Origin of the sequence: Corynebacterium sp. MSK008 (assembly GCF_030232585.1) — a bacterium.
GTDB lineage: Bacteria > Actinomycetota > Actinomycetes > Mycobacteriales > Mycobacteriaceae > Corynebacterium.
In genome coordinates this window covers 45420-60601 of sequence record NZ_JASPJX010000002.1, presented here as the reverse complement: position 1 = coordinate 60601, position 15182 = coordinate 45420, and the positions used below count along the sequence as shown (strand labels likewise).

14 protein-coding genes and 1 pseudogene are annotated in these 15182 nt (G+C 66.3%); 10 read left to right on the top strand and 5 right to left on the bottom strand.

What is annotated here, in order from left to right:
• The first annotated feature begins 197 nt into the window (after nt 1–197).
• The 3 genes from QP996_RS01965 (at nt 198) to QP996_RS01955 (ending at nt 4133) form a co-directional block, all read left to right on the top strand.
• The gene (locus QP996_RS01965; RefSeq protein WP_284870967.1) at nt 198–1526 is read left to right on the top strand and encodes a hypothetical protein; all 1329 of its coding nucleotides are present in this window, start codon (nt 198–200) and stop codon (nt 1524–1526) included.
• Between the two features lie 68 nt (nt 1527–1594).
• Nucleotides 1595–2947: an MFS transporter gene (locus tag QP996_RS01960; protein WP_284870966.1), complete on the top strand. Its 1353-nt coding sequence runs from the start codon at nt 1595–1597 to the stop codon at nt 2945–2947.
• The gene (locus QP996_RS01955; RefSeq protein WP_284870965.1) at nt 2940–4133 is read left to right on the top strand and encodes a copper oxidase; all 1194 of its coding nucleotides are present in this window, start codon (nt 2940–2942) and stop codon (nt 4131–4133) included. The genes QP996_RS01960 and QP996_RS01955 overlap by 8 nt, the downstream gene beginning before the upstream one ends.
• Here the strand turns inward: QP996_RS01955 and QP996_RS01950 are convergent.
• Entirely contained in the window at nt 4114–4497 is a 384-nt protein-coding gene (locus tag QP996_RS01950; protein ID WP_284870964.1) for a cupredoxin domain-containing protein, read from the bottom strand. The genes QP996_RS01955 and QP996_RS01950 overlap by 20 nt on opposite strands.
• A 92-nt stretch (nt 4498–4589) precedes the next feature.
• Between QP996_RS01950 and QP996_RS01945 the strand changes: the two genes are divergently transcribed.
• Nucleotides 4590–5276, top strand: a complete 687-nt coding sequence (locus QP996_RS01945) for a helix-turn-helix transcriptional regulator (protein ID WP_284870963.1) — start codon at nt 4590–4592, stop codon at nt 5274–5276.
• Here QP996_RS01945 and QP996_RS01940 read toward each other — a convergent pair.
• A complete protein-coding gene (locus tag QP996_RS01940; protein ID WP_284870962.1) occupies nt 5273–6445 on the bottom strand; it encodes a globin domain-containing protein in 1173 nt (390 codons plus the stop codon). The genes QP996_RS01945 and QP996_RS01940 overlap by 4 nt on opposite strands.
• Before the next feature lie 57 nt (nt 6446–6502).
• Between QP996_RS01940 and QP996_RS01935 the strand changes: the two are divergent.
• The 4 genes and pseudogenes from QP996_RS01935 to QP996_RS01925 form a co-directional block, all read left to right on the top strand.
• Nucleotides 6503–7741: pseudogene (locus QP996_RS01935) on the top strand (glutaminase); the annotation flags it as partial.
• An 18-nt stretch (nt 7742–7759) separates the two neighbouring features.
• Nucleotides 7760–8122 carry an SRPBCC family protein gene (locus QP996_RS11840; RefSeq protein ID WP_316244759.1) on the top strand — a complete coding sequence of 121 codons (363 nt, stop codon included), beginning with the start codon at nt 7760–7762 and terminating at the stop codon, nt 8120–8122.
• Between the two features lie 34 nt (nt 8123–8156).
• Nucleotides 8157–9401 carry an ATP-binding protein gene (locus QP996_RS01930; protein ID WP_284870960.1) on the top strand — a complete coding sequence of 415 codons (1245 nt, stop codon included), beginning with the start codon at nt 8157–8159 and terminating at the stop codon, nt 9399–9401.
• Nucleotides 9402–9411: 10 nt separating this feature from the next.
• Nucleotides 9412–10569 (top strand): alpha-amylase family protein, encoded by a 1158-nt coding sequence (locus tag QP996_RS01925; protein WP_284870959.1) that lies wholly within the window; start codon nt 9412–9414, stop codon nt 10567–10569.
• Here QP996_RS01925 and QP996_RS01920 read toward each other — a convergent pair.
• The 3 genes from QP996_RS01920 to QP996_RS01910 all read right to left on the bottom strand — a co-directional run bounded on the left by QP996_RS01920 (nt 10548) and on the right by QP996_RS01910 (nt 13184).
• A complete protein-coding gene (locus tag QP996_RS01920) occupies nt 10548–11102 on the bottom strand; it encodes a hypothetical protein (protein WP_284870958.1) in 555 nt (184 codons plus the stop codon). The genes QP996_RS01925 and QP996_RS01920 overlap by 22 nt on opposite strands.
• Nucleotides 11103–11270: 168 nt before the next feature.
• On the bottom strand, nt 11271–11837 hold the full coding sequence (locus tag QP996_RS01915; RefSeq protein ID WP_284870957.1) for an excalibur calcium-binding domain-containing protein: 567 nt from the start codon (nt 11835–11837) through the stop codon (nt 11271–11273).
• Between the two features lie 36 nt (nt 11838–11873).
• On the bottom strand, nt 11874–13184 hold the full coding sequence (locus tag QP996_RS01910) for a M20/M25/M40 family metallo-hydrolase (RefSeq protein ID WP_284870956.1): 1311 nt from the start codon (nt 13182–13184) through the stop codon (nt 11874–11876).
• Nucleotides 13185–13306: 122 nt separating this feature from the next.
• Between QP996_RS01910 and QP996_RS01905 the strand changes: the two genes are divergently transcribed.
• Together QP996_RS01905 and amn are read left to right on the top strand one after the other, a co-directional pair.
• Nucleotides 13307–13813, top strand: coding sequence for a TetR family transcriptional regulator (locus tag QP996_RS01905; RefSeq protein ID WP_284870955.1), 507 nt, complete (start codon nt 13307–13309; stop codon nt 13811–13813).
• Nucleotides 13814–13822: 9 nt separating this feature from the next.
• Complete coding sequence (gene amn, locus QP996_RS01900; RefSeq protein WP_284870954.1) at nt 13823–15181, top strand: AMP nucleosidase; 1359 nt, start codon at nt 13823–13825, stop codon at nt 15179–15181.
• The last annotated feature ends 1 nt before the right edge of the window (nt 15182 follow it).

Below are 15182 nucleotides of genomic sequence, written 5' to 3'. Positions count from 1 at the left end.
CGAAACCCCGGAACGCGCCCCCGGATTGATGAACAATCCGCAGCTAGGAATGGGTGGAAACGTTGAACAATCCGGAAAGAATGTTCAACGATTTAGGGTATTTTTCAGCCTGGCGGCGAGCGGTTTACCTGCGCATATTCGGTGCATAAACTCAGGGTTGTCACAAAGAGAAAAACGCACACCAAGGAGTCACCGAGATGCGAGCAGCATTCCGAAACACCATCGCCGCAGCAGTTGCCGCCGCCATCGCGGTTTCCGGCGCGAACGTCGCACACGCCCAGCAGGACGTTGAGCTGGCACCGGTGCTGACCAACACCGCCACCCTCGTTGACTCCGACGGCGACGGCCTGCCCGACATCTGGGAAGAACAAGGCGTCGTTTTAGCAGATGGCACGGAAATCCCCCTGCCGGACTGGGGTGCCGACCCTAACCGCCCGGATGTCTTCCTCCAGCTGAACTGGATGGCCTCCGAATACGACACCCTCGGCTGCGACACTTCTGCCGCCCGCGAGTGCGCCAACGCCAACCGCACCTCCTACGCCCCGTCGACGCAGAGCCTGGACGATTTAGTGGACCTGTTTGCCGACCACGGCATTAGCCTGCACATCGATGCCGGCGAGCACTACACCAACATCCCCAACTACTCCGACGTCCACGGCGGCGAGACGCTGGAGTACCGCGACTCGTACTTCGACCCGAGCAAGTTTGAGGCGTTCCAGCTCATTAACACCATCAACAACCTTGGTGACCGCGCCAACATCTTCCGCCCCGGCGTCCTGGGCGACCGGATGCGCGCCGGCTCCAACGCCACGGGCCTGTCGCTGGTGGGCGACAGCTCCTTCTACGTGGCTAACCCGGGCGGCCGCGCCAACGACGAGCAGGTGCGCAACACCATCCTGCACGAGTTCGGCCACACCCTGGGTCTGCGCCACTGGGGTGCTCAGCAGTACGTCACCGACATCGCTGAAGGTTCCCCGATGCAGGCCGGTTACCAGTCGGTGATGAACTACGACCGCCAGTTCGACTACTTCAACTACTCCGAAAAGCCCTACTTCGCCGACACCCCGGCAGGCAAGGTCCTCGTCCCCGCCGACTGGGACTCCCTGGTACTCGACAACCCGCGCATCGGTGCCTACGCCGAATCCATCGGCGCCCGCGCAAAGGCTGAGGTCGAGGAGATCGAGCAGCCGGAAGAGATCGTCGAGATCGAACAGCCCGAAGCTGTCGAGGTCGCCGAAGAGCACCCCATGGTCGCACTGGTCCCGGCCGAGGAAATCCCCGCCGCAGACGCCGAAGCCCAGCCAGGTGAAGTCCCCGCCAAGCAGCCCAAGGCAGAGCCGAAGGCAGAAGCAAAGGTCCAGGAAGCAAAGGTCGAAGACGCCAAGGTCCAGGAAGAGGTCAAGCCCGCCAAGGCCGAGGCCCCGAAGCAGGCCGACAACCAGGTCAACATCGCAGCCATCATCGGCGGCGTCATCGCAGCCCTGGCAGCCCTCGGCATCGGCGCAGCATTCCTCGCAATGCGCTAAGAGCAACAACCAGACAGAGTGCGTCCCGCAACCGGGGCGCACTTTTTTGCGCGTGGTACCATCTGCCCATGACTAAGGCGCAGCGCTGGGGATTTTTCGCGGTGGTCTCGCTCGGGCTGCTCATGATCGGCCTGGACAACTCCATCCTGTACACCGCGCTGCCGGCGCTGGAGCACAGCTATAACGCCACCCCGGAGCAGGGCCTGTGGATCATCAACGCCTACCCGCTGGTGCTCGCCGGGCTGCTGCTGGGCACGGGCGCGTTGGGCGACAGGGTGGGCCACCGCCTGATGTTCATTGTGGGCCTAGCCATCTTCGGCTTGGCGTCGCTGGGCGCGGCGTTCGCGCCCGGCCCGCTGGAGCTGATCCTGGCGCGCGGCATGCTCGGTATGGGCGCTGCGGTGATGATGCCGGCCACGCTCGCGCTGATCCGCCTGACGTTTCCGGACGAGCGCGAGCGCAACACCGCCATCGGTATCTGGGGCTCGGTGGCGGTCGCGGGCGGCGCGCTCGGCCCGGTGGTCGGCGGCGCGCTGATTGAGCACTTCTGGGTCGGCTCCGTGTTCCTCATCAACGTGCCCATCGTGGTGATTGCGCTGGTGCTCACCGTCGCGCTCGCGCCGGAAAACCTGCCCAACCTGGATAAACAGTGGGACGTGGTCTCCTCGCTCTACGCCCTGATCGCGCTGTCGGGCCTGACCATGGCCATCAAGCAGGCCGCCAACAGCCCCGCCATCACCCTCGCCGCGCTCGCCGCCACCGCCGCCGGTTCCTGGCTGTTCGTGCGCCGCCAGCACCGCCTGGCGGACCCGCTGCTGACGTTCGATATCTTCCGCTCCCGCCTGTTCACCGGCGGCGTCCTCGCGGCGGCCGGCGGCATGTTCGTCCTCGCCGGCGCCGAACTGATGACCACGCAGAAGCTGCAGCTTGTCGACGCACTCACGCCCCTTACCGCCGGCGCCACCGTCGCCGTGATGGCACTTTCCGCTATCCCGGCCTCCGTCCTCGGCGGGGCGTATCTGCACAAGATCGGCTTCCTGCCGCTGATCGCCGGCGGGTTCCTCGGGGCGGTAGTGGGGGCGGTGGCGTTGGCGGCCGGATGGACGTCGATAGGCATGGTGCTTCTGGGCCTTTCCGCGGGTTCGGTGATGAGTGTCTCCTCGATCGCGATCATCGGGTCCGCCCCGATGCACCGTTCCGGCATGGCCGCGGGTGTGGAGGAGGTGTCCTACGAGCTGGGCACCCTGATCACCGTGGCGCTGACGGGGTCGCTGCTGCAGGCGAGGCTGGACCGCGGTGCGGACTACACGGCCGCGTACAACCAGGTGATCGGCGTGCTGGCTGCGGGCGCGGTGTGTTTTGCTGTGGCTACCTGGTGGTGTTTCCGGGACAACCCGAAGTCTGGAGGAGTCAATGCCTGACATGAACCCCCGCGCGTGGCACCGCAAAGCCTCGCGGCCTGTGAGCGTCTGGATGGCGGTGTTCATCCTGGTCGGCCTCGCGCACCCGTTCATCCCGGACGGGCCGTGGCTGCTCATCCACATTTTCACGCTGGGGATTTTGACCAACTCGATCATGTTGTGGTCCCAAAACCTCACCGAGCGCTTCTTGGGGCAAAAGCTTGACGACGCCTCCCGGCCCGCCCAACTCACCCGCACCTACCTCTTCAACGCCGCCACCATCGCCGTGCTGGTGGGGCAGCTTGCCCGGTGGTACTGGCTCACGTGGGCGGGCGCGCTCGTGGTCGCGGTGGTGCTGGCGTGGCACGCGGCGGTGCTGTTCGGGCAGGTGCGCTCGTCGCAGCGCCGTCATGCTGGGGTTTTCGGCTTCGTCGCCTCCGCGTGCTGCCTGCCGGTGGGCGCGCTGTTCGGCGCGGCGCTGTCCGCCGGCCTGCCGGGGCAGTGGCATGGCGCGGTGCGCCAGGCCCACATGTTCACCAACGTGGGCGGCTTCGTCGGGTTCGCGGCGATGGGGGCGCTCAGCGTGCTGTTCCCGGCGATGTGGCGCACCCGCGGGCAGGACCGCGTCGGCGTCGCGCTCGGGCTCGCGGGCGCGGGTGTCGCCGTGGCGGTGGCCGGTTCGCTGCTGCGCCTGCCCGTGGTGGCGGGTGCGGGCACCGTGGTGATCCTGGCGGGCTGGGTGTGGCTCTACCAGGGGTTCGTGGCCAGCGCGCTGACGGTGCTCAAAGACCCCCGCGGGCGCGTGACCTACCCGGCGCTGTCCGCGCTGTTCGCGGTGACGTGGCTGATCGGCGGGCTGACCTGGTACGCGGTGCGGATGTTCGGCGGGGCAGGGGAGATCCCCACCCTGCCGCTGTTGCTCGGGTTTGCGGGCCAGCTGCTGATCGGCACCATGAGCTACCTCATGCCCACCACCATGGGCGGTGGCCCGGCGGCGGTCAAGGCGGGTCTGCGTGAACTCAACCGGGCCGCCTACCTGCGCGCCGGCCTGTTCAACGCGGCGCTTCTGGCTTGGTTGGTGGTGGGCAACTCCTATGCCCGCATCGTGCTGTCTTTTATCGCGTTCGGCGTGCTGGTGGCGTTTCTGCCGCTGATGGCGCGCGCGGTGAAGGCGCAGGTGGCGGTGATCAAATCACGTCGACCTTAAAGGTCATGCCCATCGTCTTGTGCCCGGCGATGGTGCACCACCCGCGGGTGTCCTTATTGAACTCCCCGAAGTAGGTGGCGCTGGCCTCGCCGGGGGAGAGCCGGCCGGAGTTGGCTTCCCCGATCTTCAGGTCGTGCTCTTTGTCGCCGTCGTTGACCAGGTTGACCACCAGTTTGGTGCCGCGCGGGACCTCGATCCGGTTGGGGACGTAGCGCATGCGCTCGATGCGCACGTCGGCGGTGACTACGTCGTCGCCAGTAGGTAGCTCGCCCTCGCGCGACTGTGTGACCGCCGCCGTGGTGGCGACGGCCGCCACACCCGCGGCGACAACCGCCCACGCTGCAACATCTACCGCACGTGGCATAGAGGTCAACTCCTTCGAAAGCCAAGTTGTCCAACATCTAAGGTTGGAATATACTCCTGACGTAACAACAACACGGCACCAGGAGAACGCGCATGGAACGGAATCACGCGCCCCGTCCCGCCGGTGAATTGCTCAACGCGGTCGGCCACCTCAGCTTGAAGCAGCTCGAGGTGTTCCACGCGATCCAGGAAAGCCCGGACGGCATCCAGGTCGCCGAGATCGGCAAGGCGCTGGGCATGCACCCGAACACCGTGCGCGGCCACCTGGACGAGCTCCTGTCCGCGGGCGTGGTCTCCCGCCGCGTCGCCCCCGGCACTGGCCGTGGCCGACCCTCCCACATTTACACCGCCCGCGTGGCGCGCACGAACCTGGCCTCCCACTCCATGATCGCCCTGGTAGAGGTGCTGGCCAGCACCCTGGCCGACAAGGACACCGACAGTGCAAAGCGCCTCGGCCGCCAGTGGGCGGAGCGGGTGAACACCCGCCGCCACGAAAACCTGCGCGTGGACCTGGACACCGCGGAGCGCCACACCTGCCAGACCCTGCGCGAGATGGGTTTTGACCCGACGCCGCGCCCGGAAGCCACCACCGCCAAGGTGCGCGAGATCAGCCTCAATGCCTGCCCCTTCATCGCGGAAGCGGGCACCCGCCCCGCCCCGGTGGTCTGCGCCCTGCACGAGGGCTTTTTGGACCAGGGCGCCGGCGACGTGAAGGTGGAGCTCATCCCGCACGACCGTCCCGGCGAGTGCGGCGCCCGCCTGAGCAAGCGGGAGGTTTAGGCCACCAGCCAGTCGTTCGGGCTGAACAGCTCGTAGTACACGTTGGCGGGGGCCTTCTCGGCGGGCAGCTGCTTCAGGTCCTCGCGCAGCGACTGGAGGAAGCCGGTGCCGCCGCAGAGGTACACGTCCGCGCCGGCAAGGTCGAGCGCGCCCACGTCGACGCGCTCAGCGTCGCCGCGGAAGTAGGTCTGCAGTGACCCATCCTTCAGTTCATCCACCAGCTCGCGGGTTTCCTGCGCCTGCGCCCAGGATTCCTCGGAGTTGTCGGAATGCACGTACGTCACCCGGCGCGGGTCACCGCTTTGCGCCAGGTGGCGGAGGATGCCGGTCAACGGAGTGGAGCCGATGCCGGAGGAGATCAGCACGACCGGGCGCTCGCCCGGCTGCAGCACCAGGTCGCCGGCGGCCAGAGTTACGTCCACGGCATCGCCGACGTTGACACGCTCCATCAAAAACGTGGAGACCTCGCCGTCTTTCTGCACCGCGATGCGGTAGCGCGCCGGGCTGCCTTCGATGATGGAGTATTGGCGCAGCTGACGTGCGCCGTCGTCAAGCTTGACGCCTATAGACGTGTACTGGCCCGGCTTCGGCTGCGTAAAGTCGCCCTCCACGGTGAACGCGGTCACCGCGCTCGAAAGCTCGGTCTTCTCCACCACCGTGCCGCGGCGGAACACGTCGCCGTCGGCGACCCCGTCGGAGGCGTAGAGGTCCTTCTCAGCCTTGATCAGCACGTCGGCCATGAGCCAGTACACCGCGCTCCACGCCTCCGCCACCTCGGGCGTGACGGCGTCTCCGAGCACCTCTGCGATCGCGGCCATCAAGTTCTCGTACACGATCTGGTACTGCGACTCGGTCACGCCGAGGGAGACGTGCTTGTGCGCGATGCGGTTGAGCATGACCACCGGGTCCGGCGCGGAGTCGTCCACAAGATGCGACGCGAACTTCACCACCGACGCCGCGAGCGCCTTCTGCTGCGCCTGCTGCTTCTGGTTGCCGCGGTTGAACAGGTCGGAGATGAGCTCGGGGTGGGCCGCGAACATCTTGGAGTAGAAGGTGTTCGCAATGGTCTGGATGTTTTCGCCCACCGGTTGGAGCGTCGCCTTGACGGTGTCGGCGTGCTCCTGGGAGAGGTGTGCGTGCGTTGAATTTGGGAGTGTGTCGTTGTACATAAACACGATTATATCCGTTTCAAATGGCTTCGCAGGGTGGGCCTCTACACTTGCCCTATGCTCAGCTCAGTCAACGACCACCTCCAAGCCATCGTGGATAACGTCCGCGACCAAGACAGCGGCGAGCTCGCCGACTACATCGACGTGCTCAAAAACGCCGACCCGGACAAGCTCGCACTTGCCATGTGCACCACAGACGGCCACCTGTACGCCATCGGCGACGCGGACTACGAGTTTTCCATCCAGTCCATCTCTAAACCCTTCGTCTACGCACTCGCACTAGACATGTACGGCGCCGAAGAGGTGGAAAAGCACGTGGGTGTGGAGCCGTCCGGCGAGGCGTTCAACGCACTTTCGCTTGACGACGACGGCCGCCCCGCCAACCCCCTCATCAACGCCGGCGCCATCACGGTCAACCAACTCATCGGCGGCCCCGACATTCCGGTGGAGCAGCGCAGCGAGAAACTGCGTGACTACTTCTCGCGCCTGGCCGGCCGCGAGCTGACCATGGACCAGCGCGTGCTCGACTCCGAGCTCGACAGCGCCGAGCGCAACAAGGCGTTCGCCCACATGCTTCGCGACGGCGGCATGATCACCGACGACGCCCACGACGCCGTGGCCAGCTACATCGCCCAGTGCGCAGTGCTAGTCACCGTCGGCGACCTCGCCACCATGGCAGCCACGCTGGCCAACGGCGGCACCCAACCCGTCACCGGCGAGAAAATCCTCTCCGCCGAAGCGGCGCGCCTCGCCCAGGCTGTCATGGTTTCCGCGGGCATGTACGACGCCTCCGGCCAGTGGATGGTCAACGTGGGCATCCCAGCCAAATCCGGTGTGGCCGGCGGCTTGATCGGCACGCTGCCCGGGCAGCTCGGGATCGCGTCGCTCAGCCCGCGGCTGAACAAGCAGGGCAACTCCGTGCGCGGCGTGAAAATCTTCCGCGAACTATCCAGCTCACTGGGCCTGAACCTGCTGTCCTCTAACTTCTACCTCGCGCCGGGCATCAAGTCCGTGGAGCGCCGCGAGGGCGCCGACATCGTGGAGCTGCAAGGCATGATCAACTTCACCGCCGCGGAGAAGATCCTGCGCGGGCTGGCGCAGCGCCGCCTCCACGGCGAGAAGCTGATCTTCGACGTCTCCGGCGTCACCGGCTTCAACAAAGCCGGCCGCGACCTGATCAAAGACGGGCTGATGAAGTACAAGGACGACGGTTTCGAGGTGGCCATCTACGACCCAGACCACACCCTGTCCGACTGGACCTTCGCCGACGGCACCACCGCCCAAGCCATCCGCGACTTCACCGCCTCCTTCTCCGTGCCCGCCACCCGCGAGGAGGTCTACCGCGCCATCACCAAACCCAACAGCTGGTGGGACCAGAAGGTCGAGGGCGAGGCCGGCGTGAAAGGCGGCGAGTTCCACGCCGAGGAGGGCGACTTCTCCGTGCAAGAAGCCGACGACGGCAAACGCGTGGTCTGGAATGTCGAACCCACCGAAGGCGAGTGGGACGACACCTCGCTCATCTTCGACATCGAGGAAGAAGAGGGCAAGACCAAGGTCAATTTCACCCACCGCGGTATCCGCCCGCACGACCGCGGGTACGAGGAAATTGCCAAGACCTGGAAGGACCGCATCGCCAAGGGCCTGCAGCCTTTGATCAACCGGGAGGAAAATTCGTAGTGTAGGAAACGGAAAATTGGTAGTGTAAGGCGCTATGCGTTACCTTCCGCGAGCCGTCGACGCCCAGCTTGACCAGCTCATTTCGCACGCTGCGGCAATTGCGCTGGAAGGGCCTAAAGCAGTAGGAAAAACCGAAACCGCGCGCCGCCGCGCCTCCACCGTTATGCGGCTGGACACGCAAGAGGGTGCCGGCGTGCTTGCCGCTGACCCCACCTTCAGCGCAGAAAAATCCGGCACAATCCTCATCGATGAGTGGCAACGCCACCCCGAGTCCTGGGACTATGTGCGCCGCGCTGTCGACGAGGGCGCCGCGCCCGGCCGCTTTCTCCTCACCGGGTCAGCCACACCGGCGGCGGGCACGGACACACACAGCGGGGCCGGTCGAATCCTTTCCTTACGAATGCGGCCGTTGGCGCTGTTTGAGCGGGCGGGGGCGGAGCCGTCGATAAGCATGGGCGAGCTGTTCCAGGGCGGGGCGGCAATCGCAGGTGAGACCGACAAAACGCTCAAGTACTACGTCGACGCCATCGCATCCGGCGGCTTCCCTGGGTTCTATGAGGCGCCCCCGGCGCTGCGCAACCAGCAGCTCGACTCGTACCTTGCACGCGTGGTGGACCGTGACCTGCCGGAGCAGGGCTACACCGCGCGCAACCCGGCGGCGCTGATGAACTGGCTGGCGGCGTACGCGGCGGCGAGCTCGACTACCACGAGCTACCAGGAGATCCTCGACGCCGCGACGCCCGGGGAGTCCAACAAGCCCGCTAAAACCACAACCATGGTGTACCGCGAGAAACTCGCCGAGGTGTGGATGCTGGACCCGGTGCCGGCGTGGGACATGCGGCGGTCGCCGTTCTCGGGCCTGGCAAAGACGCCGAAGCACCAGCTCGCGGATCCCGCGTTTGTGCTCCGGCTTTTGGACATTCCCGCCGCGAAGCTGACCGGCCGGTTCAACTACCTGCTTGGCCCGCTCTTCGAGTCCCTTGCGACGTTGTCGGTGCGGGTGGCGGCGCAGGCGACCTTCGGCAACGTCGGCCATTTCCGCACCGTGAAGGGCGACCGTGAAGTGGACCTGATCGCGCAGGATCAAGACGGCGCCATCGTGGCGTTTGAGGTCAAACTCGCCGCGAACATCAGTGACGACGACGTGAAGCACCTGCTGTGGCTGCGCGAGAAGTTGCCCGACGATGTGGTCGACACCGTCATTCTCACCACCGGCACCCGCGCCTACCGCCGCCCGGATGGTGTCGCGGTCGTGCCCTTGGCGTTGCTCGGTGCGTAGGCTCGAACCCATGCTGGACCGCACAATCTGGTGGCACGTCTACCCGCTGGCCGCCCTCGGCGCACCGATCCGCGAGGAGCACGATTCCGCCTCCCGCCTCCGCGCCCTCGAGCCGTGGCTGGACTACCTGGTGGAACTCGGCTGCAACGGCCTTTTGCTCGGCCCCATCTTCGCCTCCGCCACCCACGGCTACGACACCCTCGACCACTTCCGCATCGACCCCCGCCTCGGCGATGAGGAGGACTTCGCCTGGCTTATCGACGAATGCCGTGCCCGCGGCATCCACATCATGCTGGATGGGGTCTTCAACCACGTCGCCCGCACGCACCCGTGGGTTGAGCAGGGCCTCGCCGGCGACACGGACTGGGAGGGCCACGGCGAGCTGGCCACCCTGCACCATTCGGACCCCGCGGTGCGCGATGCGGTGGCGGAGATCATGCTGCACTGGCTGCGCCGCGGCATCGCAGGCTGGCGCCTCGACGTCGCATACGCCGTGCCCGCCGACTTCTGGGCCGACGTGCTCGCGCGGGTACGCGAAGAGTTCCCCTACGCGATGTTTTTGGGGGAGGTCATCCACGGGGACTACTCGTTGATAGGCAAGGAAGGCTCCCTGGACGCCGTGACCCAGTACGAGCTGTGGAAGGCGACCTGGTCCTCGCTGGTGGACGCGAACTTCTGGGAGCTCGCCCACGCACTCGAGCGGCATCCAACTGACATCTTGCCCAACACGTTCGTGGGCAACCACGACGTGGACCGCATCGCCTCCAAGGTGGGAGAGGACAAGGCGGTGCTGGCCGCGGCGGTGCTGATGACGGTGCCCGGTATGCCCTCCATCTACTACGGCGACGAGCAGGGCTTTACCGGCGTACGCGGCGAAAGCTGGTCCGCCGACGACGCAGTGCGCCCCACTCTGCCCGCATCGCCTGCAGAGTTGTCCCCGCTCGGCGGCTGGTTGTTCACCGAGTTCCAGCGGCTGATCGGGGTGCGCCGCCGCAACGCGTGGCTCACCCGCGCGTCGGTGGAGGTGCTGGACAAGACCAACGAAACTATCTCGTTCCGGGCCTTCGACGGCGAGCACTCCCTGCAGACGGACCTCTGGCTTTCGCCCGCCCCCGGCGTGCGGGTGCACTCAGGCGGCGACGAGCTCTACAGCTGGATGTTGAAGTAAGCCAGGATCTGCGCCAGCGCCTGCTGAATGATTTTGATGATGTCCGGCAGCTGCAGCGTGACCACATTCGCCACCGGCACCTCAACGGTGGGCACGCCCGCCGGCGCGAGGTTGATCAGCTGCGGGCTGACGTTCAGGTTCTGAGGGTTCTGGGCCTGCTGCTTCGGTTGGGTTTGCTGGGGCTGCTTCGGTTGGGACTGCTGCTGGTTTTTCTGGTTGCCCTGGTTGTTTTGCTTCGGCTGGGCCGGCTTTGCGCCGCCCTTGAGGCCGCAGCGGTTCGCGGCTTCGTCGACACGCGAGAGTGCGTCGAGGATCTGCGGGCCGCGACGGTCGAACGCGGCGACCGCACGGGCCTGGCGGACTTTCTGCTGGTAGTCGGCGTCGTTGGTCCAGTAGCGGGAGGCCTGGTCGCAGGAGATCGGGCCGGACGGCATCTTGGCTAGGGCGTCATCGATGGCGTCGGCGCCGGCGGTCGGGGCGAGTGCGACGGTGCCGGCCAGGGTGGCGGTCATTGCAAGGGTGCGGATCTTCATGCAGGCCAGTATGTCACGAATGGGGTCAATGTGGTAGGAGTGACGGCCCCTGGGTCACGCCTCAGCGCCGTGCTTTCCTTAGGAAAGCACGGCGCTCGATACGCAGGAGTTCTGCTCAGCGGTTTTCACGATTCGGTGCTGTGAGACCGAGAACCCCAGTGCTGGAGGCTACTTCGGGCGCTTCTCGCAGCCGACGCCGTCGCCATCACGGTCTAAGTGCGATCCGTAGCCAGCGTCGCCGCGGCGGATCGGGCCACCCAAGTCGTTCCACACTGCGCGGCAGTTGGGGTACGTCTTGGCAGCAGGGGCAGGACGCGGAGCAGGTGCCGGAGCCGGTGCGGGTGCCGGGGCCGGGGCAGGACGGGGAGCCGGTGCGGGTGCTGGAGCCGGGGCAGGACGCGGAGCAGGTGCGGGTGCTGGAGCCGGGGCAGGACGCGGAGCAGGTGCCGGTGCAGGCTTCGATACTGGGTGGCACGGGATGAGATTTGGTGCCGGGTTCGGGATGAAGCCCTGCTGCATTGCCCAGCATGCTCCGCCGCCCGCTGCGGCAACGAAGGCGAGGGAGCCGACGACTATGCCCACGATTTTCAGGGTGGACGGATCATCTTCCTGTGGTTTGGACTGCGCTTCGGCAGGCGCCGTCGTTGTGGGGTCCGCTGCGTGAGCGGTGGGCACAGTCAGTGCCCCGGCGGTGACCGCGACGGCGGCGGTGGTAGCTACGAGAGTCTTCTTCATGTGCACAAGTATTGCACAGCATAAACACAGCTACGCCTAAGCCCCGACGAAGCGGTGGATCAGGGAACGGTACGCTCGCACGGTCAGGTCCACGTCCTCCACGGAGACGGACTCGTCGTGGCTGTGCAGCTGGCCCAGCACGGAACCCAGCGTCTCTTCGCGGGCGTGCAGGGCGAACCCGTATCCGACGCCTTCCTTACGACGGGCAAAGCGCAGGTCCGACCCACCGGCCGCGATCGTGGGCACGACTGGCACGCCGGGGAAGAACTCGTCGAAGGTCTGGCAGATGGCGTCGTAAAGAGGCCCGGACGTGGGCGACACCGTCCCGTCTTCCGTGATGAGGTGGGTGATCTCCACCTCGTCGGCGAGCTCGCCCAAGGCAGAACGCAACAACGAGTCGATCTCCTCCTGCGTCTGGCCGGGCAGGGGGCGGATGTCCAGCTCCAGCGACGCCTCGGACGGCAGGACGTTGATGCCGTTGCCTGCGCGCAGCACGGTCGGGGAGATGGTCAGGTGGCTCATGGCGTGGGAGTAGCTCTCCAGCTGGCCGAACGCCTCGTAGCCTTCTCCGCGCATCAGCGCTGCCTCGGTCGCGGGGTCGAACTTCCAGGCGCGGACGTAGCCCTCCCAGATCTCGTCGGCACGCACCTCGGGTTCGATGGCGGCGACGCGCCGGGCCACCTCGGCGATCTTCGCCACCGCGAGATCTCGGCCATAGGGCGCGGAGCCGTGGCCGGCGTCGCCGTGGACGGTCAAGCGCCGCTGGCCGGCACCCTTCTCGCCGACGACGACCGCTAGCGCGTCGGAGCCGTCGGTAGCGGGAATGTGCGAGCCGCCCTCCTCGGACAGGCAGTTCTTCCAGGAGAACTTCCCGTGTTCGGCCAGCCACTTCGCGCCGAGCCCGCCGCGGGCCTCCTCGTCGGCGCAGCCCACGAAGGTTAGGGTGCCGCGCGGTCTCTCCCCGCGGGCCACGTCGCGCACACACGCCGCCATCGCCGCGGTGATGTAGAGCATGTCGGTGGCGCCCCGGCCGTACACGCGCCCGCCGATGATCTCGCCGCCGAACGGGTCGGTGGTCCACTTGCCCTCGTCCACCGGCACAACGTCGGTGTGGCCGAGGAGCGTCAGCGGCTCGGCGTCGGGGTCTGTGCCCTCCACGGTGAAGCTGATGGACACGCGTCCGGGGTGCGGCTCGTAGCGTTCCACGCTTACGTCGGTACCTGCGAAGAAAGCCTCCAACGTGTCGGCGTTTCTTTCCTCATGCCCGGAATCTGCCGAGAAATAGTTGACGCATCCATTCCGGATGAGGCTCTGCAAGAGTTCCAGGGTGTCATCAGATAGGCTCATAAAATAAAAGCCTAACGTCCAAAGTATTTGGAGAGCCCAGGATGAATTACGACCTGCCTGGTCGCCGGTCTGACAGCACGGACCCGCGCGCCCTTCGTACTCGCAATGCACTTGTCCAGGCAGTGCTTCGCCTCCTCAACGACTATGAGGTGGCCGACCTCAATGTTTCGCAGATTGTGAAAGAAGCCGGCGTGAGCCGCCAGGTGTTCTACCAGCACTTCGCCGACCGTGACGCGCTCATCCTCGCCGCTGCCGCGGACTGGGTGTTGGACGCCTACGAGCGCTTCGCGGAGCGTTTCAAGATCGACCAGAACTTCGAGGCGTCAGTCGTCGAACTGGCCAGCGTCGTCGACGGAAAGAACGAAGCCGCCGTGCGCCTGATCGATTCCCCGGTGCACACCGTGTTGGACAACGAGGTGCAGCGCGTCATGCAGGACACGATGCGCGAACAGCTGCTGCCGCGCGCGAAGCAGTGGGGGGACGCGGACGCCGAGCTCGTCGCCGACATGTCCCGCGTCTACGTCGCCGGCATCCAGCGCCTCATTGAGCAGTGCGTCCGCGAGGGCTGCACCGCGGAGGAGATCGGCCGCCGCGCCGAAGCCGTGCGCCGTGTGCTCATTCGTGAGTAGCCTGGCTGCATGTGTGAGGTACCGGAGGTCGTCGCAAAGCTAAAAGCCCTCTACGAGCAGTCGTGCGAAATCGCGCGCTCGGGGGAGTTCGACCGCTACGGGGAGGTGCGGTACCCCAAACTCACGGTGGAGGTGGAGCGGTGGCGGCCGATTGACCGCTCCGAGCCCTTCGGCTACGTCGACGAGGCCGGCACCTACTCCGCCGTCATCTCGCGCCCGGACCTCATGGAGCCGTACCTGACGGCCCAGCTTGAGGCGCTGACCTCTAACTATCCATGTTCGGTGGATGTCGGGTACTCGGATGTGGCGATCCCGCCCGCCTACATCAAGGGCATGCCGCCTATCGACGAAACCGCGAACCTGCCGCGCCCCACCTTGGATGAGGTGCACGACGCGATTGTCGACGGCCACTGGGACGCCTTCAACGGAGCCGAGAAACCGTTGTTCCACTTCGGGCCGCAGCGCTTCGACCTCGCGCTGGCAAGGTTAGAGCACTACACCGGCATCGAAGCCGACTCGCTGCAGCGCTTCATCCTGTTCACGAACTACGCCATGCACGTGACCGAGTTTGTGAAGTTTGGGCTGCGCGAGCTGTCTGATCCTGACTCGCGCTACACGCGCCTGGTGCTGCCGAGCGGGGAGACCGTGTCCGACACCGTGGCGCTGGAGGACCTGGAGCTGGGCTCGAAATTCCAGATGCCGCGCTACGACCTGGTCACGGAAAACGGCGACGGCATCACCATGATCAACATCGGTGTCGGGCCGTCGAACGCGAAGACCATCACCGACTCGCTTGCGGTGCTGCGGCCTGAGGCGTGGATCATGATCGGCCACTGCGCCGGCCTGGACGCCCGCATGCGCATCGGGGACCTGATTTTGGGCAACGCGTACGAGCGCCACGACCACGTGCTCGACGACTACCTGCGCCGCGAACTGCCCATTCCCGCCGTGCCGGAGATCCAGCGCACGCTGGAAAAGGCGGTGTCCAAGGTCTACGGATCGGACGCGTCGCTGATGCGCACCGGCACTGTGTTGAGCACGGGCGACCGGAACTGGGAGTGGAAGGACCCGCGCGATTTGTGGGAGTGGCTGCGCGGCTCCACCGCGGCGGCCGTGGACATGGAGTCGTGCACCGTCGCCGCGAACGGGTACCGCTACCGCGTGCCCTACGGCACCCTGCTGGCGGTGTCGGACCTGCCGCTGCACGCGGTGCCGAAGCTGCCCGCCGGCGCCCAGGCGTTCTACTCCAACTCGAAGGAAGCCCACGTCATGTGCGCTGTCCGGGCCGTGGAGAAGCTCGCGCGGCATCCGGAAAGGCTGCGCACGCGCAAACTGCGCCGCGCGATCGGCGAGGTGCCGTTTAGGTAGG